General features: G+C 40.9%; 21 protein-coding genes and 1 riboswitch. Of the genes, 12 read left to right on the top strand and 9 right to left on the bottom strand.

Translation table 11 applies throughout. The annotated features are described in order from the left end of the window. Window positions 1-157: 157 nt before the first annotated feature. From M2419_RS00860 to M2419_RS00845, 4 genes are read left to right on the top strand one after another with little or no spacing between them, the layout of a single operon-like run. Window positions 158-4,078: a response regulator gene (locus M2419_RS00860; RefSeq protein WP_182331364.1), complete on the top strand. Its 3,921-nt coding sequence runs from the start codon at window positions 158-160 to the stop codon at window positions 4,076-4,078. A gap of 4 nt (window positions 4,079-4,082) precedes the next feature. Then, window positions 4,083-4,439 carry a response regulator transcription factor gene (locus M2419_RS00855; RefSeq protein WP_120332802.1) on the top strand — a complete coding sequence of 119 codons (357 nt, stop codon included), beginning with the start codon at window positions 4,083-4,085 and terminating at the stop codon, window positions 4,437-4,439. A 4-nt stretch (window positions 4,440-4,443) separates the two neighbouring features. Beyond that, window positions 4,444-5,511 (top strand): HEAT repeat domain-containing protein, encoded by a 1,068-nt coding sequence (locus M2419_RS00850; RefSeq protein WP_259254057.1) that lies wholly within the window; start codon window positions 4,444-4,446, stop codon window positions 5,509-5,511. Continuing rightward, complete coding sequence (locus M2419_RS00845) at window positions 5,505-8,927, top strand: sulfatase-like hydrolase/transferase (protein WP_259254056.1); 3,423 nt, start codon at window positions 5,505-5,507, stop codon at window positions 8,925-8,927. The genes M2419_RS00850 and M2419_RS00845 overlap by 7 nt, the downstream gene beginning before the upstream one ends. Here M2419_RS00845 and M2419_RS00840 read toward each other — a convergent pair. From M2419_RS00840 to thiS, 8 genes are all read right to left on the bottom strand, one after another. Then, on the bottom strand, window positions 8,924-10,165 hold the full coding sequence (locus tag M2419_RS00840) for a YaiO family outer membrane beta-barrel protein (protein WP_259254055.1): 1,242 nt from the start codon (window positions 10,163-10,165) through the stop codon (window positions 8,924-8,926). The two genes, M2419_RS00845 and M2419_RS00840, sit on opposite strands and share 4 nt — an antisense overlap. A 146-nt stretch (window positions 10,166-10,311) precedes the next feature. Beyond that, window positions 10,312-11,022, bottom strand: coding sequence for a HesA/MoeB/ThiF family protein (locus M2419_RS00835; RefSeq protein ID WP_159730778.1), 711 nt, complete (start codon window positions 11,020-11,022; stop codon window positions 10,312-10,314). 4 nt (window positions 11,023-11,026) lie between these two features. Then, window positions 11,027-12,151: a 2-iminoacetate synthase ThiH gene (thiH, locus tag M2419_RS00830; protein WP_259254054.1), complete on the bottom strand. Its 1,125-nt coding sequence runs from the start codon at window positions 12,149-12,151 to the stop codon at window positions 11,027-11,029. Window positions 12,152-12,161: 10 nt separating this feature from the next. After that, window positions 12,162-12,932, bottom strand: a complete 771-nt coding sequence (locus M2419_RS00825) for a thiazole synthase (RefSeq protein WP_153846770.1) — start codon at window positions 12,930-12,932, stop codon at window positions 12,162-12,164. Next, on the bottom strand, window positions 12,929-13,561 hold the full coding sequence (locus M2419_RS00820; RefSeq protein ID WP_259254053.1) for a thiamine phosphate synthase: 633 nt from the start codon (window positions 13,559-13,561) through the stop codon (window positions 12,929-12,931). The genes M2419_RS00825 and M2419_RS00820 overlap by 4 nt, the downstream gene beginning before the upstream one ends. Next, window positions 13,507-14,124, bottom strand: coding sequence for a thiamine phosphate synthase (locus tag M2419_RS00815; RefSeq protein ID WP_153846772.1), 618 nt, complete (start codon window positions 14,122-14,124; stop codon window positions 13,507-13,509). The genes M2419_RS00820 and M2419_RS00815 overlap by 55 nt, the downstream gene beginning before the upstream one ends. Next, entirely contained in the window at window positions 14,121-15,935 is a 1,815-nt protein-coding gene (gene thiC / locus M2419_RS00810; RefSeq protein WP_259254050.1) for a phosphomethylpyrimidine synthase ThiC, read from the bottom strand. Before thiC ends, M2419_RS00815 begins: the two co-directional genes overlap by 4 nt. Window positions 15,936-15,980: 45 nt before the next feature. Further along, window positions 15,981-16,187: a sulfur carrier protein ThiS gene (gene thiS / locus M2419_RS00805; protein ID WP_153846774.1), complete on the bottom strand. Its 207-nt coding sequence runs from the start codon at window positions 16,185-16,187 to the stop codon at window positions 15,981-15,983. 59 nt (window positions 16,188-16,246) lie between these two features. Continuing rightward, window positions 16,247-16,342, bottom strand: a riboswitch (TPP riboswitch). A gap of 160 nt (window positions 16,343-16,502) precedes the next feature. Between thiS and M2419_RS00800 the strand changes: the two genes are divergently transcribed. After that, on the top strand, window positions 16,503-19,139 hold the full coding sequence (locus M2419_RS00800; RefSeq protein WP_259254048.1) for an alpha-L-rhamnosidase: 2,637 nt from the start codon (window positions 16,503-16,505) through the stop codon (window positions 19,137-19,139). A 63-nt stretch (window positions 19,140-19,202) separates the two neighbouring features. On the opposite strand, the gene M2419_RS00795 is transcribed toward M2419_RS00800, so the two are convergent. Further along, complete coding sequence (locus M2419_RS00795; protein WP_259254047.1) at window positions 19,203-20,618, bottom strand: PLP-dependent aminotransferase family protein; 1,416 nt, start codon at window positions 20,616-20,618, stop codon at window positions 19,203-19,205. Between the two features lie 81 nt (window positions 20,619-20,699). Between M2419_RS00795 and M2419_RS00790 the strand changes: the two genes are divergently transcribed. The 7 genes from M2419_RS00790 (at window position 20,700) to M2419_RS00760 (ending at window position 26,542) form a co-directional block, all read left to right on the top strand. Beyond that, window positions 20,700-21,620 (top strand): DMT family transporter, encoded by a 921-nt coding sequence (locus M2419_RS00790; protein WP_259254046.1) that lies wholly within the window; start codon window positions 20,700-20,702, stop codon window positions 21,618-21,620. 138 nt (window positions 21,621-21,758) lie between these two features. Then, entirely contained in the window at window positions 21,759-22,367 is a 609-nt protein-coding gene (locus M2419_RS00785; protein ID WP_159730762.1) for a GrpB family protein, read from the top strand. Between the two features lie 84 nt (window positions 22,368-22,451). Beyond that, complete coding sequence (locus M2419_RS00780; RefSeq protein ID WP_159730760.1) at window positions 22,452-22,880, top strand: DinB family protein; 429 nt, start codon at window positions 22,452-22,454, stop codon at window positions 22,878-22,880. 253 nt (window positions 22,881-23,133) lie between these two features. After that, window positions 23,134-23,772 carry a hypothetical protein gene (locus M2419_RS00775; RefSeq protein WP_153846778.1) on the top strand — a complete coding sequence of 213 codons (639 nt, stop codon included), beginning with the start codon at window positions 23,134-23,136 and terminating at the stop codon, window positions 23,770-23,772. Between the two features lie 171 nt (window positions 23,773-23,943). Further along, on the top strand, window positions 23,944-24,411 hold the full coding sequence (locus M2419_RS00770; RefSeq protein WP_159730756.1) for an SRPBCC family protein: 468 nt from the start codon (window positions 23,944-23,946) through the stop codon (window positions 24,409-24,411). A gap of 81 nt (window positions 24,412-24,492) precedes the next feature. Beyond that, a complete protein-coding gene (locus M2419_RS00765) occupies window positions 24,493-25,263 on the top strand; it encodes a hypothetical protein (RefSeq protein ID WP_259254044.1) in 771 nt (256 codons plus the stop codon). Window positions 25,264-25,960: 697 nt separating this feature from the next. Next, a complete protein-coding gene (locus tag M2419_RS00760) occupies window positions 25,961-26,542 on the top strand; it encodes a hypothetical protein (RefSeq protein WP_159730752.1) in 582 nt (193 codons plus the stop codon). Window positions 26,543-26,591 lie beyond the last annotated feature (49 nt).

Genomic DNA, 26,591 nt, shown 5'->3' with positions numbered 1-26,591 from the left:
GACGTATGGTAAATCTTTTTATTTCATCAACTAATTTAGCTGTTGTTTGTTCTTTATAAAACATTATCTGACCAATATTTCCTTATTGTTTAGGGGTTAAACAATGTTTTTATTAACTTCACGGTCACAATAAACCAGATCTAAATATTAGAAGTGAATGGCAAATAATGTTTTTCCTGAAAATGAGTTAAGAAGGATAGAAAAATTAAAGTCCTATGAGTTAATGGGACTCGGGAAAGACCCTGAATTAGACGTTTTTGCGCAAGCGGCCTGTTTGATTACAGACTGTCCTGCTTCCTTAATTGCAATGATGGAGCAAGAAACGCAACGCATTCAGAGTTGTGTGGGTATGGAATTAGATACTGTTGAAAGGAAGAACACAGTCTGTCAATACACCATAATGAGTAAAGAGGTCCTCGTTATAGAGGATACTTTTGAAGATCCACGTTCCTCTTCCAATCCATTGATTCGCGAAGGAAATATCCGTTTTTATGCCGGAGTTCCTCTTTTGGATGATGATGGCGATGCTCTTGGAACAATCTGTGTGATTGATTTCCATCCGAAAAAGCTTTCGGATAAACAAAAAGACTCGTTGGAAGAGCTTGGCAAGGCAGTGACCAAAATATTATTGGGAAAAAAACGAAAAGTACAGGCAGGTTATTTCTCCGAAATTTTTCACTTGACAAATAATATTATTTGCGTGTTGGATGAGGCGCGCAAGGTAAAAGAAATTAACCCCGCATTTAGTAAAGTCTTGGGATTGTCCAGATCGAATAGTTTAGGCAAATCTATTTTTACATTATTGGGAGACACTGAAAGGGAGTTAGTATCGGACTTAGGTCGAGTTGAGGAAACAAAGTACGGAATTCAATCTACGAGTAGGACTAAAATAGAAAATGGCCAAGTTGTCGAAATTGAATGGCATTTCAAATATGATCCGATAAATCATGATATCCTGGCCTTTGGCAGAAACGTAACAAAAGAGCGCGAAGAAAAACTCAAGTTGGAGAATTCCGAACGTAGATTTCGTAGCTTTTTTGAAAATGCGATCGGCCTCATGAGCATGCATGATTTGGATGGTAATATTCTATCTGTCAATGAAAAAGGAAGAGAGATATTGCGGTATGCCAAAGAAGAGGTAAAAGGACTTAACCTCAAGAAATTGGTTCCATCTCATCATGTCGGTCTGGTTGAAGAATATCTCAAACGTATTGCCACCAATAAAGAGGATTCTGGAATGATGGTTCTCCAAACAAAAGATGGTGAAGACATTTCTTGGCTATACCACAATATGTTGGAAACGGATGAAAATGGACGGTCTTATGTTGTCAGTACGGCCTTGAATATGACGGATCGATTGCGGCTTGAAAATGATCTTTTGCATACCAAACAAATCCTGGAGCAGACCAATGCTGTCGCTCAGGTTGGCGGATGGGAGGTCAATTTAGTTGAAAACAAGGTTTATTGGTCCGACTCCACTAAGCTAATTCATGGTGTGGCTCCTGATTTTACACCTGATTTTGAACATGCAATCGGATTTTATGAGCCGGAAAGTCAGGTTGTTTTGCGTAGGGTTTTCGAAGACGCCATTACATCAAGAACACCTTACGATACCGAATTGCGTCTATTAAAGCAAGATGGAGAATCAATTTGGGTACGGGTAAAAGGTATTCCCGAATTTGAAAACGATGTGTGTAAGCGCGTTTTTGGAATTATTCAGGATATCGATCAAAGTAAATCGCTCTTCTTGGAACTGGAACGCAAAGAATCTATGTTACGTGCGTTTGTGGATTATGTTCCTGCTTCGGTTGCTATGTTTGACCGAGACTTTAACTATATTTCAGTCAGTAATCAATGGTTGGAAGATTTTCACGAAGGGGTAAGTTTGCCGCCAAATAGTAACTTTTTCAAACTGTTTCCAAATATCCCAGAAAATAGAAAAAAAATCTACCTTGATGCGCTGGAGGGAACACCTTATAAGAATATGGATGAGGTCATACAGGCTGGTGGACTTGCTGAAGCGCAACATTTCAATTGGGAAGTAAGACCTTGGCATCTTGCTGATGGAAGTATAGGTGGGATCATTATCTTTACGCAAAATACGACCGAATCGGTAAAAATAAATGATGAATTAAAGTTAGCGAAGGAACTGGCCGATCTGGCGAGTAAAGCAAAGTCCGAATTCCTCGCCAATATGAGTCATGAAATTCGTACTCCCTTAAATGGTGTGATCGGATTCTCCGATTTGTTGTTAAAAACACCATTAAATGATACACAGCTACAATACCTCGGCTATATCAATGAATCGGGAAATAGCTTACTCAATATTATTAATGACATTTTAGACTTTTCAAAAATAGAATCGGGTAAACTCGAATTATTTGTCGATAAGTATAACGTGTATGATGTAGCCAATCAGGTTATTAATGTTGTTCTCTATCAAGCACAACGAAAAGAAGTCGAACTGCTTTTGAATATTGAGCAGGGACTGCCGGCTTTTGTTTGGATTGACGAGGCACGTATTAAGCAAGTGTTGGTGAATTTATTAGGTAACGCAGTTAAGTTTACGGAAAAAGGCGAAATCGAATTTAAGATCAGTAAACTTCGCAATGATGAGAATAAATTAACATTACGCTTTGAGGTCAGAGATACCGGTATAGGAATTCCACCCGAGAAACAACAACGCATCTTTGATGCTTTTACGCAAGAAGATAGCTCCGTAAGTAAACGATACGGCGGCACGGGACTCGGTTTGACAATTTCCAACAACCTTTTGAAATACATGGGAAGTAAATTGAATCTGACAAGCGAATTGGGTGTCGGATCGACGTTCTATTTTGATATCGAGGTCCGATGTGAAGAAATGGAGGATGAAGATACAGCTTTGCCTTTAAATCGTGTCCTTGTTGTCGATGACAACGCGAATAACCGGATTATCCTGCAACATATGTTGGCCTATAAAAACGTCGAATCTGTCCTCGCAGAAAACGGCATGGAAGCCTTACAGTTACTGATGAAAGGGGAACGATTCGATGTTATTTTAATGGACTATCATATGCCGATCTTATCGGGCCTCGAAACGATAGAAAAAATCAAAGAACTCTTTAGAAAACAGGAAGAGGGTATCCCTTTGATCGTGTTGCACACTTCATCAGAAGAGCATGAGGTGATTTCAGCATTTAGACAAGAGGAGCGGTCATTCTGTCTACTTAAGCCGATTAAATCTGAGGAACTGTATTCGACTTTAAGAAGGGCGATACAACAAAATAGGGAAGATGCAGTGCAATTAAAGGCGAATGCAAACTTATCGTTATCATCGGATTTGTACGGTCAGGACGTTCAAGTGCTCTTGGCAGACGACAATGCCGTTAACATGGCACTTAATTTACGAATGATGGCAAGCATAATGCCAGGAGCGCTCTTAACTGAAGTTTCTGACGGAGCACAAGCCATTCATGCTTGCAAAGAAAAACAATTTGATTTTATTTTGATGGATGTTCAGATGCCCGAGGTCGATGGGATTGAAGCAACCAAACAGATCCGGCAAATGGCAGCTTATGCTGAAACACCTATTATCGGTGTTACTGCCGGTAATATTTCAGGCGAAAAGGAACGCTGTCTCGAAGCGGGGATGTCAGATTTTCTAGCTAAACCTATTCGACAACAGGATTTATTCAAGGCCTTGGAAAAAGCGATGTTATCGGTAAAACCTAGTGCTGCAGAAGCTTCGGATCTGGAGGATTTGGATGAGCATTTGGATATGCAGCGCCTGGAAGAACAAGCCGGTGATGATCCCGCATTTTTAACCTTTTTTCTGGATTTGGTAGTCCGGGAAATAACGGGGTCTAGAAAGCAGTTAAAGGAGGCAATTGATACAAACGATATTGTACGCATCAAAGAACTCCTTCATAAGTTGCGGGGAACTTCATCGACTGCTGGACTTATCAGGTTGGCCCAAATGACTAAAGACCTTGAGACCAGCCCAACGATTGAAACTGACCTTGCGATCGCTTTTGTGGCAATCGAACAAGAAATGGATATAGGACTGGAATTAATTACAAAAATCTTAAATAAATAATGATATGTTGATTTTAATAGCGGAAGATGATGAATTGATATTGCGTACTGTTGAACACAAATTAGTAAAAGAAGGACACGAAGTGGTGCTGACCAGAAATGGCCGTGAAGCCATCGAGAAAATTAATGAGCTGGATTTGGATTTAGTTGTAACGGATATTATGATGCCCTTTGCTTCTGGTATTGAAATTCTTTCGGCAATAAAAAGTATTGGAAAGAAGATCCCAGTTATTGTATTATCAAGTATGGGCCAAGAGGAGGTCGTGGTTGATGCATTTGATTTAGGTGCATCGGATTTTATGGTTAAGCCATTTAGTCCAAATGAACTGATTCTTAGGATAAAACGCCTAATAAATAAATAAAATTATGCATCACCATATCGAGCTACATGAGCTTATTCTGGCGATTGTTATCGTATTGATTTTAGTACTATTGTTGATTATCACGGTACTGGGATACAGCTTTTATAGCTATAGAATCCTTCATAATAGGCAATCCTGGAGACAGATCATCGAGTACAAGATTATGGAAACTATTGTTGGTGGCGATGAGAATAGCGATCGAGATCTGGAGTTTGCGACATACTTGAAAGAACCTTCTTTTCGAGCTCTTTTTTTGGATGTATTAGTTGACTCTGATAGAAAATTTTCTGGTGGAGCTAAACAATCGATCAATAGGTTGTTTCATGATTTTAAATTGGAGGATGAGGCCTGGCGGAAGCTTCGGCATAGAAAAGCTTATTTGGTTGCCGGTGGGGTTCAGGAGCTTGCTGCAATGAATGTCGAACCAGCAATCCCAGAGATAACAGCCAAGCTTAATGATTCCCGCACTGCGGTATATCAAGAAGCACAATATGCAATCGTAACTTTTAAAGGGTATGAGGGGCTTGGTTTTTTAGATCAATTCGATCGTCCCTTATCAGACTGGCAACAATTACGTTTATTGTTTTCCATCCATGAAATACCCGAGCTTTCGGAGTTACATGTTGATACCTGGCTTAAGAGTTCAAATGATTCTGTTGTCATATTTACGTTGCGCTTGATCCGAAAATTTAGATTGATGACTTTTTATACGGAAGTTTTTAACCTATTGGATCATCCATCTACGAAGGTTCGTATACAAGCCATACGAACATTGCAGGCCATTGAGAACAGTGGGACAATTCAGCAATTTATACAAAATTTTAATCTGCAACCAATCGAAGTTCAGATTGAAATCCTTAAAGCTATGAAGATTGCCAAAAGTAGAGAAAGTAAGCATTTTCTGAAGGATCAACTGTGGAATCATACCCAAGTGTCAATTAAAATTTCTGCCGCAGAAGTACTCGTTGTGCTGGGAGAAGAACAGTATCTTCGCGAAATTTCACAACGTGAAGATACATACGACGAACTTACACAAATTATTAAACACGCATTGCAAGAGAAAAAATGTTAGAGTTTTCCCATATCGTATACGAAATTATAGTTTGGTTATTTTTGCTTTATTCGGCAGCAGTATTCATTATCTATACTTGGATAGGGCTATACGCTTATGGAGCAGTGTTTCGTTACAAACACAATAATACGTTTACGGATTATAGTATTATTGCGACCAACCCCAACGCGCCTACATTCAGTCTGATTGCTCCAGCCTACAACGAGGGGATGACCATCGTTGAAAATGTACGTTCTTTATTGTCGCTGTATTATCATAATCTGGAAATTATCATCGTCAATGATGGTAGTAAAGACGATTCAATTTTGAAATTGATCGCCTCTTATGAACTTGAACCAACGTCTTTTTTTGTTCAGGGAAATATTGAGACCAAGGATATAAGGGGAATCTATAAGAGCAAAAATCCAGCATTTAAGAAGCTGATTGTTGTTGACAAGGAAAATGGCGGTAAGGCTGATGCGCTCAACGTCGGCGTTAATATTTCTTCTGGAGATTATATCGTCTGTATTGATGTAGATTGTATTTTGGAACAGGATGCTATTCTAAAATTAGCAAAGCCATTTTTGGAACAGACCGACAAACGCGTTATAGCCTGCGGCGGAGTTATACGTTTGGCCAATAACTGTAATGTCGTGAATGGTTCTGTCGTGGACGTTAATCTTCCAAAATCATGGTTGGGGCGTACGCAGGCCTTAGAGTACATCCGTGCTTTTATTTTAGGTCGAATGGCTTGGTCAAGGGCTTCGGGTTTAATTCTTATTTCCGGGGCATTTGGCGCTTTTGACCGGGAGATCGTATTGGCTTGTGGGGGCTATGACCGAAATACGGTAGGAGAAGATATGGAGCTTGTTGTTCGTATGCGCCGTTATATGGAGGAGCAAAAGCAAGCCTACGAGGTGGTCAACATTCCTGATCCATTGTGCTGGACCGAAGTACCCGAGTCAAAAGAAGTATTACGTAAACAGCGTAATCGTTGGATGCGGGGCACGATGGAGACCTTATGGAAACATCGGAAACTCATGTTCAATCCGAAATATGGCCGTTTTGGTATGGTCAGTATGCCTTATTGGTTTTTCTTCGAATTCCTGGGCCCTATTGTCGAATTTACAGGCTATATTGTTTTTATAATCTTTTTCATTCTGGGAATCATCAACTGGCCATTTTTCTTTGCGCTATTTGCATTGGTGATTGCTTCCGGAATTTTGTATTCGATCTATGCAATCTTGGTTGATCTTGTTAGCCATCAGGTTTATTCTAAGAAGCGAGATCTTTCCACTCTAATAACTACGGCGATACTAGAACCGTTATACTTTCACCCCATTGTTGTTAAAGCTGGAGTACAGGGCGTTGTTGATTACTTTCGGAAGCAGCATGGCTGGGGAGAAATGACACGACAAGGCTTCCAACAAAAAGATGCGAATGAGTCGGTTTGGAAATACCTCGGTCAGCGATTAAATCTGTCGTTACAGAGCTTAGGACCTGTTATGTTGGTCGTCTTTGCCTTGTATATGTTGTCCGTTGGTGTAGAATGGTGGTGGTACGGTCGTCGATTTGTTCAGCTTTCGGAGTCACATGCCGGGAAGGATCTATTTTTGGATAACATCCTGTTCATTTTTCAAGCCTTGGCCTGTTTGGGAATCGGCTATTTATTGCTTCAGTTCATAAGCAGTTTTTGGGCGAGACTTCTTATGGTCATATCGTTCTCGTTTATTGTCGTTATGCAATTCATCTTGTTTCTGTATTTTGGCGAATCCAGAAATTTGCTTGGAGCTGATATGTTCTATTATAGTTCGGAAGAGATGAAGCAAATTTTGGAGGCTAGCGGTATGTTGAGTTTTACCAATATTGCTTTACTTTTATTATTGATCGTAATTTCTTGGGTTCCCCTTTGGATTGCCAATAAACAGACATTCAAAAAGCCCTATGCTAGTATTGCACTGTTATCTTTGGGGATCATATCGTTTTTCATCTCCTCGGCTTCGTTTTTTAGGGGTAGCGCTGAAAAAGATGAATTCGTAGCCAATGCAAGCCGGAGTAAATGGCGTTATTTTTTTGATTCTAATTTATCCAATTACGTGGATGATCACCCGGGGATGTTCGCTATGTTCAATAAAGACGATGATGATGCAAAAGTGTTGGATACTAAATTTCCTTTTTTGAAAAAAGAGGATACAAAAGATTTCCTGGGGACATACATGCAAAAAACAGCGAAAGTACCCAATTTGGTCATTCTTGTTATCGAGGGTTTAGGCCATGCCTATAGTGCTGAAAATGGCTATATTGGCAACTTTACACCTTTTATAGGTACATTGAAGCAACAGTCTTTGTATTGGGATAATAATATGAGTTCCTCGGGTCGGACATTTTCCGTTTTACCGACCATAACAGGTTCATTGCCTTTTGCTACACATGGATTCCTGGAACAAGACACCTTGCCAGATAACTTCAATCTATTTAATATTCTGAAGAGTAATGGATTCAATACTGGATTTTTCTATGGTGGTCATTCTAATTTTGATTTCATGAAAAAGTACATGGATTATAATAAAATAGATATGCTCATGGACCAAGCGGCATTCGGACCTCCTTATAAAAAATTGCCCGAAAAGGGTGGGGAGAGCTGGGGATATGAAGATCAAGCTGTCTTTAGCAAACTTCTTGAAGTGCAGAAAGTACAGGAACACCCTTATTTCCATGTGCTTTTAACGCTATCAACCCATAATCCGTTTTTGATCAATAATGCGGCTCATTATGAGCAATTGTTTGATCAACGTATAGCAACATTGGACCTTACACCGGAACAAAAAAAGTGGGCTTTGGAAAACCGTACCCAACTTGTTTCGGTACTGAATTTGGATGACGCGATGGAGCAGTTCTTTAAAGAATATAAAAAGAGACCAGATTTTGCAAATACTATTTTTGTCATAACTGGAGACCACGCGATGCCTGAGATACCATTGCAAAGCAAAATCGATCGTTATCATGTTCCCTTGTTGATTTATTCACCACTTTTAAAAGGGCCAAAGACTTTTCATAATTTTGTTAGCCATTTTGATGTCGCGCCTTCTATATTGGCCTACTATCGTGAGAATTTTGGGCTGAAAACTCCTAACCAAGTTACATGGATAGGTGAGGGGCTCGATAAGGGTGCTTCGGCACAGGGTGATGGTATAGCCATGATGCAGAGTAAAAATCAATTGATTGATTTTGTGAAAGGCAGTTATCATCTTTCCGATGGACAACTGTATAAACTGGATGGTGTGCTCAATGAAGATGCCGCCGCGGATAATGCGAAAGAAGAATTGTCCAAGCGCTTTGAATTATTTAAGCGCAAGAACAAACTTTTTTATACGCAAAAGCGACTTCTTCCAGATAGTGTTTATACAAATTACTTTAACCGAACAAAGAAGAACTAGAATTTTCGAATATAACCAAGGATGATGTCCAATTGATTCCCTCGCTCTTTTGGCCTGAATTCTTGGTTATAATAGGTGCCCGAAATTGAAAATAGGTTACTTTGCTTAACTGAGAAATTATACTCGGCACCTACTTTGAATGTTTTTAATTTATAGGAAGCGTTGTCCAATAGATTATTTCGGTTTTCCTCGGGGCTCAGACCCGTTCCGGCACTAAATCCGAAGTAATCGTTTGCTCCTTTTGTATAATAGCGGACTGTTCCGGTATAGGATTGGGAAATATTCTTTTCGCCCGGTGTAAGGTAAGTCCTCAGATTGAACCAAAAGTTTTGATAATATTTTCCGACTGAAGCTGTGTACATCCAGATGTTGTCACTAAAATAGAGCTGACGATATCCGATTTCCCCCTCAAAACTGTTCGGAAGATTGGCATAGAGAGATACACCAGTTCTATATTTCGCAAAAATTCCCACATTATTGGAATATCCAGCACCGACATATAGGTAAAATATCTTTGAAAGCCGTGGGTAAGCTTCCATCTCAAATTGGACGCCATTTTCTGCAAATTTATTCGCATAGTTCGTTCTGAAAATAACGGATCCTATTGGTGTTGCCCGTTTATAACTTAATCCAACAATGTGCCAATTATGATCAAACTGTTTGTCAAAGTAGACAAAATTGTACGTCAGACCGATTGCATTTTTAGCTGTATATTCCTCAATATTTTTTGCCAGAGCTCTTGCTTCCGTATTTTTAGGATTTATTGCCAATAAATTATTAATTGCCTTTTCGGCAGCCTCATAATGATCATTGCCATAACTTATTTTACCTTTTAACAGCAATAGATCCTGAGACTGCGGATGTATGCTAAGCCCTTTGTCCGTAATTGCAATCGCTTTATCGGCCTGATCATTCCAGTATTCCAATGAGGCGTAGGCCAAAAAGAAATCTTCATCACTTGTATTCTTTTTATCCAGTTCTGTAAAGATGGTTCGTGCCGAATCAATCTTATCCGACCAGGTATAAAGACGTCCGAGAAAAATGCTAATATCCGTGTAATCCGGTGCTTGAAGTAGGGCCTGTTTAGATAATTGAATGGCTTGCGGATAATCTTTTGAATCAAAAGCTACTTTTCGTGCTTTTACAAAGAGATCATCAGCGGTGAGTTTCGTCTCTTGCGCGATAGAAAATAAGGGTAATAAAGAGAGGGAGAGTAATGGATAAATTACTTTTTTCATTCCAGATCGTAAATTTGACATTTAAGCTTGCTAATATATAAACTAAAATTAGGAAATTTTGTTTGTCACTAGTTGTTTTAAAATAAATTTTTGAGCTCTTTTAAAGCGTTCTATCTCATTTTGTGGGACGTCTTCCGAAATAATCCTTAGAATAGGAGTTTCGAAAAACGCCAATGAAATGTGTCAACAACCGTTAACTGGTTGCTATCTACGGGTAATCCGGTTACTATTTTAAGTACCTGCATGGCCATCATACTGCCGATAATACCGGGCAAGGGGCCTAGCACCCCATTTTTATCGCAATTTGGAACCTGCTCCGGATCGGGGGGAGTTGGAAAGATATCTAATAGGTTTTTACTACCCTGATAGTTAAAGACAGCCAGCTGGCCTTCGAAACCATAGATGCTACCGTATACCAAAGGTTTATCGAGTTGTAGGCAGGTCTGATTAAGCAGGTAGCGCGTTGTAAAGTTATCACAGCAATCGACAATGATATGATAGGGAGCGAGCATTGCTAGCGCGTTGTCAGCATCTATTTTTACCTGAAAGGGTTCAAAATCAATTGTGCTATTGTGCTGTCGTACATAGGCTGTGGCACTTTCTGTTTTTGCTTGGTGTATATTATTTTCGGAATGAATGATCTGTCTATTAAGATTGTGGATTTCAACCCGGTCAAAATCAACCAGCCCAAGTTTGCCTATACCGGCCGCGGCTAAATATTGAACGACAGGACTCCCGAGTCCGCCTGCACCGACGACCAATACCTTGGCATCCATAATCTTCCGTTGTCCGGCAACGCCAATCTCTTCGATAAAAATCTGTCTGCTATAGCGATCAAAAATGTTATCTTTTTTCATGTATTTAACGTACAATACCCGCGTAATTGCTTTCCCAGTCTTTCATCACTGGAGAATAGCCCATTTTTCGGATTTGATTTTTTATTGTTTCCATATCTCTTTCATCACTTACTTCAAATTGTTCCAAAGCTTGGGGATCGACAACATAGCCTCCAGGATTGGTTTTTGAAGCTGCACTCATCGTGGTTACGCCAATGGGTATGATATGATCCCTGAAGGTTTGGTTTTCTCTGGTTGAAATGGAGATTTCCAAATTTTCATTCCACAGGCGATATGCGCAGATCAACTGCAGCAGATCACGATCGGCCAAATGAAAATTTGGCTCAACAGAACCCGCGGCTGGTCGTAAGCGCGGAAATGAAATTGAATAACGTGTCTGCCAATATTGTTTTTGCAAATAGGCAATGTGTGCCGCGGTGAAAAAGCTGTCCACCCGCCAGTCCTCTAGCCCAAGTAATACCCCCAGTCCGATTTTATGGATTCCGGCCCGGCCTATACGGTCAGGCGTATCCAAACGATAGTCAAAATTGGACTTCTTTCCTTTCGGATGATATTGTTTGTAAACTTCTCGATGGTAGGTTTCCTGATAGACCAAAATGGCATATACCCCTGCGGTCTGTAGTAGTCGGTACTCGGATTCTTCCAGTGGCTGTACCTCAATGGATATCTGTGAAAAATGAGGTTTTAAAAGGCGAATAGCGTTTAGGAAATAATTGATCTCGACCGTTTTGTTGGCTTCTCCGCTGACTAGTAAAATGTGGTTGATTCCCATGGATTTAAGTGCCATTGCCTCCAGTAATAGTTCGGTGTTGCTGAGGGTTTTGCGTTTAATTTTATTGTCCATGCTAAAACCGCAATATGTACAGATGTTTTGGCACTCATTGCTCAGGTAAAGAGGGGCATAGAGTTGTATGGTTTTACCGAAGCGACGTTGCGTGATTTGTTGTGTTTTTTGTGCCATTTGTTCCAGATACGGTGCTGCAGCCGGTGAGATGAGCGCGCTAAAGTCAGCGAGCGTTAAATGGTCTTTTTCTAACGCATGTTGTACATCCTGATTGGTAGCGTCATAAATCTGCGTGTGGACGTCATTCCAGGAGTATTCATCGAGTATCGTTTTGAAATCTGTCATAAGTGAATCATCAATCAAATAAAAATGAAGTTAAGGGACTCGAACCGATTGCTTGTGATCCGATCTTTCCTAAACCGGCTTCATAAGCCTTTCGTCCAGCGATAACAGCCTCTTTGAATGCTTCGGCCATACGTATCGGATTATTTGAGACCGCAATTGCCGTATTGACCAAGACTGCATCCGCTCCGATTTCCATGGCTTTGGCGGCATCGGATGGAGCTCCGATCCCGGCATCTACAACCACAGGGACATTACTCTCCTCAATAATAATTTCGAGAAAGTCCAGTGTGCGAAGCCCTTTATTACTACCAATAGGAGCACCTAAAGGCATAACAACTGCTGTACCTGCATTTTCCAATCTTTTACAAAGTACTGGATCTGCGTGAATATAGGGCATGACAACGAAACCCAGTTTGGCCAGCGATTCAGTTGCACGCAGGGTTTCAATAGGATCGGGCAGTAAATAACGAGGGTCGGGATGAATTTCCAGCTTTACCCAGTTGGTTTCCAGGGCCTCCCGTGCAAGTTGGGCCGCGAGTACAGCTTCTTCAGCAGTTCGTGCTCCCGAAGTATTGGGAAGCAAATCGATTGCCGTCAGGTCGAGTGCACTGATGAGACTGTCGTCTGCGCTGGTCTGGTCGATTCGTTTGAGGGCAACGGTGACCAATTGGGAGGCCGAAGCCACAATGGCATCGCTCATTTCTGTGAGATTACCGAATTTGCCCGTACCCAGAAATAATCTGGATTCAAATACGCGATCGGCTATATGTAGGTTGCTCATAATAAAATTTTATTGATGGATGAAACAATGTTTGGAGTCTTGGTTACGATTCCGGAGAGTGCTACACCGTAAACTCCAATTTCTAATAGCTGTTGGATATCTTCAAGTTGGCTTATACCGCCAATTGCGAATATTGGAATAGGGGGCAAGCCTGCTAGGCGGACTTGTTGGATGATGTTTTCATAACCTGCAATCCCCAATAGGGGGCTTAGTTTTTGTTTTGTTGTGGTATAGTTGAATGGTCCGAGTCCGATATAGTCACAATGTTCACTTATTCTTTGTTTTACATCCGCAAAGCTATTGGCAGTACCGCCGATTATTTTTCCTGCACCCAATATGTCCCGGGCAGCTGTGACGCTGCAGTCATCCAGTCCCAAGTGCACGCCATCTGCGTCTACAGCCGCTGCAAGCGAAGGATGGTCATTGATGATACAGCTGGCAACAAATTCGGAACAGGTTTGCTTGATCTGTTCTGCAAGCACATAGCGATCTTTTTCATCGGCGTCCTTCCATCTGATCTGTATCCATTTGGCCCCAGCATCCAGCGCTTTCAGTATGTTATTTTTTTGTTCAGTTAATGTTTGTCCCTGCGATATATATTGGAGTTTTTCCATAGTTTTTGTTTGCATGCTATAAAATTTTGAACTGGCTCAGGGTGCTTCCATAAAGAACCATATAAGGCAATTCCATCTGCACCTTGCTGCATCGGGATAAGACAGTTATCTTGGTTTATCCCTCCAAGGCCGATGAGACCAACAGTAAAGTTGGAGCGTGACGGGAGCTGATCCAGCCTTGCATTATGCACTCCATACCCCACTTTAGAGATGCTCGGAAATAATGGACTTAGAAAAGCATAGGCCCAACATTCATTAAGGCTATTGAATTGATCGATATCATGCACAGATGTTGAACAGATTGTTGTAGGCAGCATTTGATTTGTTGATCTATCCTTTCTATTCTTTTCGTTCATATGAATACGCGCGATTCCGAGCTCAACCGATAGGTGAGGGTGGGAATGTAGGACCAATCTATCCAGGTACGTTGAATCTATAGATTCAACGTACCTGGACATTTGTAGGTCCGTAAAATGATACTTGCGCAAATGCAGGATATCAAGTCCTTCTTTGAACAAAGCATCTATAATCCCTTTTTCAGAAGGGATCGTTTCTGCTGCTGTCAAAGCGATGATCATGAATAAATCTCTTTTCCTTGTGCGATGAATTCCTGCGATTTTTCCAGCATCCCTTGTGCGGCACTATCTCTGATTTCCTGCGTAATTTTCATCGAGCAAAATTTGGGACCGCACATGGAGCAGAAGTGAGCCACTTTGGCCGCATCTGCCGGCAATGTTTCGTCATGATATTCCCGTGCTGTATCTGGATCCAGGGAAAGGTTGAATTGATCTTCCCATCTAAATTCAAATCTCGCTTTACTCAAGGCATTATCACGGTATTGTGCACCTGGATGTCCTTTGGCCAAATCGGCCGCATGGGCAGCTAGTTTATAGGTGATTACACCGTCTTTAACGTCTTTTTTATTTGGTAAGCCCAAATGTTCTTTGGGCGTCACATAGCAAAGCATCGCACATCCATACCAACCGATCATCGCAGCTCCAATGGCTGATGTGATATGGTCATAACCTGGAGCAATATCAGTTGTTAAGGGACCCAAGGTATAAAATGGAGCTTCGTCACAACAGGCCAATTGTTTGTCCATATTCTCTTTGATCAATTGCATAGGAACATGGCCCGGACCTTCGATCATCACCTGAACATCGTGTTTCCAGGCGACCTTGGTGAGTTCGCCCAGTGTTTCGAGCTCAGCAAATTGAGCCGCATCGTTGGCGTCCGCAATGGCACCTGGACGGAGACCATCGCCAAGTGAAAAAGCAACATCATATCGCTTCATGATCTCACAGATCTCCTCAAAATGAGTATAAAGAAAGTTCTCTTTGTGGTGGAAAAGACACCATTTGGCCATGATAGATCCTCCTCTGGAGACAATGCCCGTTACTCGAGATGCCGTGAGATGGATATAACGAAGCAGTACGCCGGCGTGTATGGTAAAGTACGAAACACCCTGTTCGGCCTGTTCAATCAAGGTATCTCTGAATATTTCCCAGGTAAGGTCCTCGGCCACCCCCTTCACTTTTTCGAGCGCCTGATAGATCGGTACTGTACCGATTGGAACGGGCGAGTTACGGATAATCCATTCGCGGGTTTCGTGAATATTTTTGCCAGTGGATAGGTCCATGATGGTATCGGCTCCCCATCGACAGGCCCATACCGCTTTCTCAACTTCTTCCTCTATACTTGAACTTACAGCGCTATTGCCAATATTGGCATTAATTTTAACAAGAAAGTTGCGCCCGATAATCATGGGTTCACTTTCAGGGTGATTGATATTATTAGGGATGATTGCTCTTCCGGCAGCGATTTCCTCACGGACAAATTCTGGTGTAATAGCTTTATCATGTGTTCTAGCACCAAAGTTTTGCCCTTTATGGTGATGATCCATTCCGGGGGTGCTGGCCGTGAGCTGCTCGATACGTTGGTTTTCACGGATAGCAACGTACTCCATTTCTGGGGTAATGATGCCTTGCTTTGCATAATGTAATTGGGTGACATTCCTGCCGGCAGAGGCTACTTTTGGTTTATGACTATAGGCAAATCGGAGTTCATCCAACGTTGGATCAGAAAGGCGTTTTTGTCCATATTCAGAGCTGATGCTAGCCAGCTGTATAACATCCTGACGATCCAAGATCCACTGATCGCGAAGGCGAGGGAGGCCTTTCCGGATATCGATATGGACGGTGTCATCCGTATAAGGTCCAGAAGTATCATAGATTGTTACCGGCGGATTAATTTCTACCTCTCCATTCGTTAATTTGGTTGGACTCAAGGAGATTTGACGCATAGCGACTTGAATAGGAAATAGTTTTCCGGATACAAAAATTTTCTTTGCATTTGGAAAGGGTGATTGCGTAATTGTTTCAGCTGTCATTTTTTCTGTATTGGGTGAATTACTCGGTTGATTTTTTGGGAATGGCTATCCGCCCTGAGATGCGGTAATTAAGATAATCTGATCGTAAGGTTTAAGTGTTGTCGTAGCCCAGTCCTTTTTGGGGATGACTTTGTTGTTGATGGCTACAGCCACACCCTGAGTTTTGCCAGATAATTCCAAAAGCAACAAGCCTTCAAGTGAAGTAAGTGGGGGGTCGAAAAATCGAATCTGATGGTTTATTGTAAGTTCCATTCCTTAATTTTTTTGGTAAAACTTTAGGAATGGCTACACAAAGGCACAGCAATGCACCTTGTAGACAGCTCACTTTTCCCTACGCCAGTATGATCCGGATCAGGTTCTAAGGGTAAAATCTCAGCCTGCACGAGCAGACACCCCTAAAGTTGCGACTAAGATAAGGTTATTTTTATGAAAGTTGCAAGAATTTTATTTTGCAGACTTGGGTTTATTGCACAGGACAGTGCAGGTCAGTATGTGGGAAATATTTGATATATTAGTTTTTTGAATCAGCTAAAACAATTTAACAACCACCAAGAATAGTATCTTTTAATGCGTAGGATTTTATTGACAACACTGTTGTGTATCGCTAGCAACACTTATGCCCAACCTAAAAATAACTGCAGCGCCGTGCAGTTGACATGCGAACATTTGGTCAATCCATTGGGTATCGATGCAATCCACCCGAGACTTAGCTGGCAACTTGATGATCAACGTAAAGGTGCGGTACAACAGGCTTATCAGATCTTTTTAGGGCAAGATTCGCTGGCACTGCTGAGAGAGACCAAAGATAGCTGGGATAGTGGCAAACAGTTCAGCTCGGCTATGTTAGTGCCTTATACCGGCACACAGTTAAAGCCACAGACCAAGTACTTCTGGAGGGTTAAAGTATGGGATAAGGATGGTGTATCAACACGTTCTGAAATAGCATCTTTCGAAACAGGAATGATGGGAATGGACCTTTGGAAAGGAAAATGGATCAGCGACAATAAGGATATTCATGCGCGGGAAACGCCTTATTTTAGAACAGAATTTAAGGCAAATAAGCAGGTAAAATCTGCCCGCGCGTATATTGCCGCAGCAGGATTATATGAACTTTCCATTAATGGCCAGCGCGTTGGCGACCATCGTCTGGATCCAATGTATACTCGATTTGACCGACGCACATTGTATGTCGTGACGGACGTAACCCAGCAGCTTCAAAAAGGAGAGAACGCCATTGGCGTTGTTTTGGGGAATGGCTGGTATAATCATCAACCACTGGCCGTTTGGAACTTTGATAAAGCACCATGGCGGGCCCGGCCAACATTCTGTTTAGAACTGAAAATCGTTTATATCGATGGAACGACGGAAACCATTGTTTCGGATAAGCAGTGGAAGACAGCTTCGGGACCAATCACTTATAATAATATTTACACTGGTGAGCATTACGATGCAAGACTGGAAATACCTAACTGGGATAAACCAAAATACGATGATTCGGCCTGGCAGGCTGTTCAGTATAGAAATGCGCCATCTGCATATATCGTTTCCCAACAGATGGTACCGATTCGGCTCGTGAAGTCCTATAAGCCAAAATCAGTGACAAAGATAGACCAACGTACCTATGTGTTCGATATGGGGCAGAATATGGCCGGGATTACAAAAGTTAAAGTGAAAGGAGCTGCGGGTACTATGCTGCGTATCAAGCATGGTGAGCGGTTGTTGGCGGATGGGCATCTTGATCAGTCCAATATTGATGTTTATTATCGGGGCGATAAGGAAAAGGAGCCCTTTCAAACTGATATATTGACCTTAAGTGGTCGGGATGATGAGTTTATGGCAAAGTTTGGTTACAAAGGGTTTCGTTATGTCGAGGTTAGCAGCAGTGCCGCAATTGCATTGGATAGTTCGGCTGTGACCGCCTATTTTATGCATAGTGATGTGTCTGCTATTGGACAGCTCAAGACATCGTCAGCGTTGGTCAATAAACTATGGACAGCGACCAACAATGCCTACTTGTCCAATTTGATGGGCTATCCTACGGACTGTCCGCAGCGCGAAAAGAACGGTTGGACAGGGGATGGGCACCTTGCGATTGAAACAGCTTTATACAATTTTGACGGGATAACAGTTTATGAAAAATGGATGGCGGATCATCGTGATGAACAACAGGAGAATGGTGTCTTACCCGATATTATTCCAACTGGCGGATGGGGCTACGGTACCGCAAATGGTTTGGATTGGACAAGCACCATTGCCATCATTCCATGGCAGATTTATCAGTTTTATGGAGACCCACGTGCATTAGAAGAATGCTACCTAAATATCAAACGCTATGTCGATTATGTAGACGGAATCAGCCCATCTGGGTTGACAACGTTTGGGCGTGGAGACTGGGTGCCGGTGAAGTCACAGTCCAATCTGGAGTTGACCTCATCTGTTTATTTTTATGTGGATGCGACCATCTTGGCTGCTGCGGCCAAATTGTTTGGATACACAGCAGATCAACAAAAATATGAACTGCTGAGCAGAAAAATTAAGACGGCCATCAACGCTAAATTTTTAGATGCTTCCAAGGGTGTTTATAGCAATGGAACACAGACCGAACTGAGTGTACCACTCTATTGGGGTGTTGTACCCAATGAAATGAAAGCCCGTGTTGCCGCCAACCTGAATAAGAAAGTGGAAGAGACCAACTTTCATTTGGATGTAGGCGTATTGGGTGCTAAAGCATTATTGAATGCGTTAAAAGATAACGGTTATGCAACGACAGCCTATAAGGTCGCGGTACAAGATACCTACCCGTCTTGGGGATGGTGGATTGTAAATGGAGCGACAACATTGTTGGAGAACTGGGATTTAAAAGCAACACGGGATATTTCAGACAACCACATGATGTTTGGCGAAATCGGTGGTTGGTTTTTTAAATCTATCGGCGGGATTCTTCCAGATCCTAAACAACCAGGATTTAAACATGTGCTCTTAAAACCCATCTTCCCCCAGGAACTGAAAGAATCTTCTATTTCTTATGATTCACCTTACGGTAAAATTGTTTCCGAATGGAAGTTAACGGATAAAATGATCGTATATAATATCCAAATACCTGCTAATGCGACGGCAACATTTTATCCACCGGATAATGTTAGAAGCAGCGATATCGTCCAATTGGAGGCTGGTAAACACAGGTTGGAGCTGGAACTCAAGTAAGCATAGGCTCCGACTTGTTGTTTCGTTGTCTTGACTGTGGGTTTTATTTTTGTATGTTATAATTTATTGGAGGGCTTTTGCGAGTTTACCAAGCTGTTTTAATTTTAAGGCGAGTTCATTGCTCCAGGGTAAACCAATACAGAGACGCATGCAATGGTGAAATTGATCCTGCAAGGTGAAGATCCTTCCCGGTGAAATGCTAATCTGTTGTTTAAGCGCATAGTTGTATAGTTTGCCTGTATCGATGTGTTTTGGAAATTCAACCCATAGGGCGAGTCCACCCTGTGGGCGGCTTATTTTAGTGCCTTCCGGAAAATGGTCCGCGATGATAGCGGCATACTGCTGGTAGTTTTCTGTTAATGATCTACGGAGTTTACGTAGGTGGTTTTCATACTTTCCTGTTAATAGAAAATTTCCTACCGCCTCGTTGATGATCGCTGTAGATGATAGGGAATGGATCAGTTTTAGTTTGATAATCTGTTCCTTGTATTTTCCAGGAGCGACCCATCCGACACGGAAGCCCGGAGCCAATGTCTTTGAAACTGATCCGCACCAGAGTACATTGCCATCGAGGTCAAAAGATTTGCAACATTTGGGGCGTTGGGTGCCAAAATGGAGGTCGCCGTAAGTGTCATCTTCGATCAGCGGGATATGATGTTTTGCTAACAGTGATACAATTCCCCGCTTGTTCTCATCCGGCATACAATAGCCCAGAGGGGTGTTAAAATTGGGGACCAGTAAACAAACTTTGATTTCGGGCAATAGCTTTTTGAGGGCCTCAATGTCTATTCCCGTAATGGGGTCCGTGGCTATTTCCAGCACCTTAAGTCCTAGGCTAACGGCAAGTTGGAGGATACCCGGATAGCAGGGGCTTTCAAGAGCCAGTGTATCTCCAGGTTTGGTTAAGGCCATCAGACATAAAACCAAAGCATTCATACAGCCGTTGGTGGTAACGACCTCATCTTCGTTGAGATTTCCACCCCAGGCCAATGAACGTACAGCTACCATACGACGTAATTTTATATTGCCCTGCAAGGGCTCATATGCTGTGCCACCATCGCTGAGCTCCTGTGTAGCGAGAACGATTTCTTTTTTCAATTTTGCGCTAGGCAGGAGACTTCCCGAAGGAACACCGATCGAAAATAAGGTTAAATCCCGTCGCCCCATGGTTGAATACACTTTATTCATTAATTGATCTGGTTCTCGGTTATTGGCGATTGGAATAGGTTGACTGGCTGCGGCCAATGGGAGCTGCAAATAGTTTGGAGGACTAACGAAGTATCCGGACTGAGGTTTGGACCGTATAAGTGAACGTCCTTCCAGCTTTAAAAATATCCTTTTTGCTGTATTTATACTGATACCGTGTTCAGCACTTAGATTTCTCACTGAAGGTAGTTTCTCGCCGGCTTTTAAGACACCTGAATTAATCTTATTCGCAATATTGTCTGCTATTTCATTATACAAATAATCTTTTTTCATAAAATAAGGACTAATGTCTGTCTTCAAAGGTAACTGTGTCCATTGAATTATCAAAAACTGTGACTGTGTTTAGTTCTTGTAATGGACGAACTTTGTGTAAAAGATGGAAACATGGCAGAATTAAGCATAAGTAAATTACAAGAAAATACCGCAAGCGGTTGGTTAAACGGTTTTATTGGTGTGGTATTGTTTAGTGGTTCGTTGCCAGCAACACGAATGGCGGTTTTAGCATTTGACCCCGTATTTGTGACGCTAGCCAGGGCTTCGATTGCAGGTATATTGGCACTGGTAACATTGATGGTTTTTAAGGAAAAACGCCCGGAAAGAAAACAATTGGGTTCGCTATGCATCGTGGCCATAGGATGTGTCGTTGGATTTCCCTTACTGAGCGCTTTGGCCCTGCAGCACATCACGTCTGCTCACTCCATCGTTTTTATCGGTATTTTGCCCGTATCGACAGCCGTATTTGGTATTATACGCGGTGGCGAGCGTCCGAAGCCAATCTTTTGGCTGTTCTCTGCTTTAGGGAGTTTACTGGTGATCGGCTATGCGCTGGCACAAGGACTAACAGCCTCACCTTTAGGTGACGTTTTAATGATTTTATCGGTCATTCTCTGTGGTTTGGGCTATGCTGAAGGCGCTAAATTGACCAAGACGCTGGGTGGTTGGCAGGTCATTTCCTGGGCTCTGGTTTTGTCGCTGCCGTTGATGTTGCCACTTACTTTTATCTATCTTCCATCGTCTTTTGATGCTGTGCCTATGGGCGCCTGGGCTAGTTTAGCCTATGTTTCCTTGTTCAGTATGTTTATTGGCTTTGTTTTTTGGTATAAAGGACTTGCCCAAGGCGGTACAGCGACCATAGGACAGTTACAGTTATTACAGCCATTCTTTGGTTTGGCCTTAGCCACCTGGCTTCTTCATGAACAAGTCAGTGTTGGCATGCTTGCCGTAACAGTTGGTGTTATCCTCTGTGTCGTAGCGACGAAGAAATTTGCACAATAAATGCATTGGAAAAAGAGAACTGGTTTATAGGTTCTCTCGGAAAACCATAAATTTATTAACTTTAACTTTTAGGGCACCGTTCGAGGCGTATTTGATCGAATGATGTTTATTATCTTGTATTGACAAAGACAACATCGTATGATTTTACCGTTTGAACCTTATAATCCGATATGGAAAGCGAATTTCGACAGCATTCAAAATGAACTTCTTACATTGTTGAAACCTATAAGGCCGAGGGTAGATCACATAGGCAGTACGGCCGTTGAGGGATTGTCTGCCAAACCAATCATTGATATATTGATCGGTCTTGAGGAAGAAAATGATCTTGATCGCATTCCGTTTCTGTTGCGTGGTAAATGCTATGTATATTATGAAAAATACAATGAGGATATGCCTTACAGACGTTTTTTTGTCGCCCTGATTGATCGGCCTGAAGTATTGGGGGTGCCAGAGCACATTGCACCCGACGATGAAATTCCAGCACGATTGCATGATCATTCGCTACGGATAGCACATATTCACAGCATACCGTTGCAATCAGAACACTGGTTGCGCCATATAGCGTTTCGCGATTATCTGCGTGTACATGAAGAAGTAAGAGGTCATTATCAGGTAATTAAAGAAAAGTTGGTCCTTCAGCAATGGAAAGATGGGAACGACTATAACGACGCGAAAGATGAATTTTTGAAAGAGCACGAAGCAAAAGCTATGGAATGGTACAAAAAAGTTTACGGAACAATAAAATAGTAGAACAATGGAACGTTACACAATAGCGTGGAGGCAAGGGATTACATTGTTAAGAAATTAGTGCAATAAGAGATAGATCTAGGTATGAGTACATTTTTGGCAGAATTTGAGGATATTATCCATGATTTTACCCAGCAAATTATGGAATTAAACGAGGACGATTTTAATATGAAATTGGGACCAAATAAGTGGAGTAAAAAAGAAATTCTAGGTCATTTAGTCGATAGCGCTTTTGTAAATTACGGACGGTTTATAAGAGCTCAATTTGAAGAAAATCCAAAAATATACTATGATCAGGTAGCCTACTGTTCATCTGCTGACTATCAACATGCTGAGACCGTTAAATTATGCAATCTATGGCGATCGGTAAACGAGCAATTGTTGTTTTTGTTTCAGCATATAATTGTGAATAAACTGACACAAAGGACTTGTAATGACCATAGCCTCGAATTTTTAATGCTTGACTATGTGATGCACTTGAAGCATCACAGAAATCAGATTTTGCCTGAATGATGAAATTTAATCCCTGATGAGTGGTGTCCTTACTTCTCAAGGACCTTTTTTGATAATATCAATTAAGAATTAAAGTATTTCTTTTATAATTAATAACTGCAAAACAATTGTCCATGTAAACTTGTTGTCTAATAGGTGGTTCTATCGTTTTTACGCTAAGACTACCCAAAATAGATCGATGTACTGGCATATCACACGAAAATACGAAGAGACTCTCTGCTACACTTCAAAAGGACACTAATTTTTAAAACATATGAAATCGAAGTCATTTTTAACCGCAATTGTCTCAAGCTTCTTATTGTTGGCTTGTAGTACCTCCACAAGGATAACAGATATCTATAAAAATAGAGATCTGACTCCAAAACAATACCAAACAATATTCATTATTGCGATGACAAACCATGCTAAAGCAAAGGATGTCATTGAATCCAATTTGGCTGAAGCGGCTTCCATGCATGGCTACAAGGCTATTAAAAGTACTGATGTTTTTAAACGCACGTTCACCAAAGATGAAAGTCAAAATAAAGATTTAGTGATGAAAGCAGTACACAGTCTGAATGCGGATGCTATTTTCACTGTTACCCTGATCGACAAAACCAGCGAGACCCGATATGTACCGGGAAGTGGACCTTATATGCCTTATCCGAGGTTTGGATGGTATGGTAATTTTTGGAGCTATTACTCCCATTGGTACCCGATAGCATACGATCCGGGATATTATACCACGGATAAAATGTACTATCTGGAAAGCAATCTATATGACGTTAGTTCCGAACAACTGGTTTGGAGTGTGCAGTCTGAAACAATCAACCCTTCCAGCTTAGCTGATTTTTCTAAAAGTTATACGAAAGCCCTTGTTAAGGCTCTAGAAAAGGATATGTCCGCTAAATAACCATCGATAAAAGTATATTTAAAGCTAGCTTCAAATTAAATAATTGTATTGGTGTATAATTATTCTTTAAATTAACGATATAGCCTCGTGAAATGTTTTTTATAGTATATTTGTAAACTAAGTTGCGATAATGTTGTTATATTAACAAGCAATAAAGTTAGTTCAAATAAGATGAGGTACAAATTATATAGAGAACAACAATTGGCCTGCGATTTGGATACCGCTTGGTCTTTTTTTTCTTCACCCATGAATCTTTCAGAAATTACACCAAAAGATATGGGGTTTGTTGTCGTCTCGGACTTTCGTAGGCAAGAAATTGCTGAAGGAATGATTATTGATTATTTGGTATCTCCGATCCTTCGGTTTCCGCTGAAGTGGAAGACCAAAATAACGCAAGTGGAAAAGAATAAAAGTTTTACTGATTTTCAACTAAAGGGACCTTATGCCTATTGGAATCATTTTCATGAGTTTATTCCGAATGAAAAAGGAGTGCTCGTGAAAGACAGGATAGATTATGAATTGCCTTTGGGAATTCTAGGCACAATTGTGCATGGAGTTTTTGTTAAAAAAAAGTTAGAGCAAATCTTCGATTACCGTTATCAGGTTTTAGAAAAATTATTTAATCAAACTAAGAATTAATGATAACGAATCTATTGCAGTTCACGTGACCGGCGAGAAGGAGGCCAGATGAGCTTTTCAACATATTTTATGCTGTATACAATGAAGAAAATCTATCAAATAACCAATGGAGTTGCTTTGGTCATTACGGTGATTATTAATTACCTATCCAATACGGGAATTTTTAATGGGGAGACCATGGCAACGGTTTCTGCTAAATATCAAAATCTATTTACACCCGCGGGATATGCCTTTTCCATATGGGGCCTCATTTATTTAGGGTTGTTTGGATTTGTAATTTATTTTGGTCCTTTTGTCAGACAGACAAACGAAAAGGAAAAAGTAGTTTTAAAAGTCGGATGGTGGTTTTTGATTTCTTGTCTAGCAAATAGTCTATGGGTCATTACCTGGTTGTATGACTATACCTTTTTAACTGTTTTATTGATGATCTTACTTTTTGTGTCGCTATTAAAGATAATTCATCATACTCAATCTATTGCGCTTCATGCTGCACGCAGCAAGCGTATATTTCTTAAGTTCCCTTTTCAACTTTATGCAGGCTGGATTTCTGTCGCTTTGATTGCCGACATTGCAGCCTATCTCACGAAGATAGGCTGGGACGGTTTTGGATTATCAGCTACAACATGGGTTATTATCATGTTTGCAATTGCATTAATCATTCATTTATTGATGATATGGCAACGTCATATGCCCTTATTTGGACTTGTAGCTGTATGGGCTTTAATAGCAATTTCAGTTGCTAATAAATTAGTTAATAGCACTGTATATACAGCGGCTATAATAGCGGCTCTTATTGTTTTGCTAAATGTAATTGTATACTATATCCAATATCGTAAGCGACTGCCTGTCTAGTGCTTAATTAATATAGTAAATGATAGTGGTTTGGCAATCAACGTTTAAGCTTTCCATAGTATTGTAGCCAGCTGCTATTTTATTGCTGATTCCGCAATCAATAGCTTTTGAAATTCTTTTCCGATTAATGGATTGATGACATGCTGAAATCCTTTTTGCAGCGTAAAGACAGTGATAGCCGCATCAGATCCCACGAAGGACCAATGGCATAAGAGTCCCAGTTGTACTTGCTTGCGTACTGATGGGCGGGAGGCAGGGTGTTTTCAGGATATTGTTCTAAGTTTATAAACCATGTCTTTGTTAGGTTTAATTCTTTGTATCTAAGTAAGTAATAACACTAATTTTTTCATATGTTCTTTTCTAAACATTGTGCCTCAGACTCAAAAACTTTCTGAGCATTTGCTAAGTATATTTCTTTACTACTTCACTAACAATCGCCTCTGCAGCTGCGAATGCATCGACGCCGCAGTAGGAGTAACGGATTTCGTTGCCTGTTGCGCTTGTGAAAATAAAAATTAAAATAATAATCTTTATGGTTAAATATATGAAATAGTACATCGGGCTTATCTAATAAACTAAGTTTGTATTTATTGATGTTTTGTTTTTGAAGCGAAATGCCTTCGATTTGACAATAGGAGTTTGATTTTTACACATTATTTATTTTAATATCTTTGCGGTGTCAAATTATTAATTATTAATGAAAAGAAATTATTTTACACTCTTTATGACGGTGGCTTTTGCCTCGATGTCTTTTGGACAAACGAATACAGCAGTTGAAGCCAAAGTTGAGGATCACCAATTTGCCTACAATATCCTGACCAATATGTCTTACGAAATGGGAATCGGAAATAAAACAACATTGCGCTTTTCAGGACCTTTATCAGGATGTTTATTATACAGTAAAACATCGATAACAATTAACGATTATCATCATGAAGATTCTGAGTGGGGATATGCATTTCGCCCAGCGGTCGATATGCAAGTGCGGCATTATTATAATTTAAATAAAAGGCTTCAGAATGGAAAAAAAATAGCACACAATTCCGGCAATTATATTGCAGGGGTGCTTGGAGCCGCTGGTCCGTCCATATTGAAAAGTGATAATATGTATGTTGCTGATTTCACCCTAACTTTAGGCGCAATGTGGGGTATACAGCGAACTTATGGCGATCGTTTTATGATGAATGTAGGTATCGGGCCAGGTGTGAGTTTTTATGACAGCCAAAGCGCATTTGCTCCTGTTGGCGGTATAACGGTTGGATTTAGATTGGGAAAATAGATAAATAATTCCCATTTCTTTCCCAAATTGATGTATAGGTTTAGATTAT

This window comes from Sphingobacterium sp. BIGb0116 (genome assembly GCF_024808035.1).
GTDB lineage: Bacteria > Bacteroidota > Bacteroidia > Sphingobacteriales > Sphingobacteriaceae > Sphingobacterium > Sphingobacterium paramultivorum.
This window is presented reverse-complemented; position numbering and strand designations above follow the sequence as displayed.

Excerpts from the sequence above, each read along its gene's own strand:
- M2419_RS00840 (WP_259254055.1), bottom strand. The coding sequence starts at position 10,165 with ATGAAAAAAGTAATTTATCCATTACTCTCCCTCTCTTTATTACCCTTA.
- M2419_RS00760 (WP_159730752.1), top strand. The coding sequence starts at position 25,961 with ATGAAAAGAAATTATTTTACACTCTTTATGACGGTGGCTTTTGCCTCG.
- thiH (WP_259254054.1), bottom strand. The coding sequence starts at position 12,151 with ATGACAGATTTCAAAACGATACTCGATGAATACTCCTGGAATGACGTC.
- M2419_RS00815 (WP_153846772.1), bottom strand. The coding sequence starts at position 14,124 with ATGATCATCGCTTTGACAGCAGCAGAAACGATCCCTTCTGAAAAAGGG.
- M2419_RS00775 (WP_153846778.1), top strand. The coding sequence starts at position 23,134 with ATGAAATCGAAGTCATTTTTAACCGCAATTGTCTCAAGCTTCTTATTG.
- M2419_RS00820 (WP_259254053.1), bottom strand. The coding sequence starts at position 13,561 with ATGCAAACAAAAACTATGGAAAAACTCCAATATATATCGCAGGGACAA.
- M2419_RS00770 (WP_159730756.1), top strand. The coding sequence starts at position 23,944 with ATGAGGTACAAATTATATAGAGAACAACAATTGGCCTGCGATTTGGAT.
- M2419_RS00795 (WP_259254047.1), bottom strand. The coding sequence starts at position 20,618 with ATGAAAAAAGATTATTTGTATAATGAAATAGCAGACAATATTGCGAAT.
- M2419_RS00790 (WP_259254046.1), top strand. The coding sequence starts at position 20,700 with ATGGACGAACTTTGTGTAAAAGATGGAAACATGGCAGAATTAAGCATA.
- M2419_RS00855 (WP_120332802.1), top strand. The coding sequence starts at position 4,083 with ATGTTGATTTTAATAGCGGAAGATGATGAATTGATATTGCGTACTGTT.
- M2419_RS00825 (WP_153846770.1), bottom strand. The coding sequence starts at position 12,932 with ATGAGCAACCTACATATAGCCGATCGCGTATTTGAATCCAGATTATTT.
- thiS (WP_153846774.1), bottom strand. The coding sequence starts at position 16,187 with ATGGAACTTACAATAAACCATCAGATTCGATTTTTCGACCCCCCACTT.
- M2419_RS00845 (WP_259254056.1), top strand. The coding sequence starts at position 5,505 with ATGTTAGAGTTTTCCCATATCGTATACGAAATTATAGTTTGGTTATTT.
- M2419_RS00860 (WP_182331364.1), top strand. The coding sequence starts at position 158 with ATGGCAAATAATGTTTTTCCTGAAAATGAGTTAAGAAGGATAGAAAAA.
- M2419_RS00765 (WP_259254044.1), top strand. The coding sequence starts at position 24,493 with ATGAAGAAAATCTATCAAATAACCAATGGAGTTGCTTTGGTCATTACG.
- M2419_RS00850 (WP_259254057.1), top strand. The coding sequence starts at position 4,444 with ATGCATCACCATATCGAGCTACATGAGCTTATTCTGGCGATTGTTATC.
- M2419_RS00785 (WP_159730762.1), top strand. The coding sequence starts at position 21,759 with ATGATTTTACCGTTTGAACCTTATAATCCGATATGGAAAGCGAATTTC.
- M2419_RS00835 (WP_159730778.1), bottom strand. The coding sequence starts at position 11,022 with ATGAAAAAAGATAACATTTTTGATCGCTATAGCAGACAGATTTTTATC.
- M2419_RS00780 (WP_159730760.1), top strand. The coding sequence starts at position 22,452 with ATGAGTACATTTTTGGCAGAATTTGAGGATATTATCCATGATTTTACC.
- M2419_RS00800 (WP_259254048.1), top strand. The coding sequence starts at position 16,503 with ATGCGTAGGATTTTATTGACAACACTGTTGTGTATCGCTAGCAACACT.
- thiC (WP_259254050.1), bottom strand. The coding sequence starts at position 15,935 with ATGACAGCTGAAACAATTACGCAATCACCCTTTCCAAATGCAAAGAAA.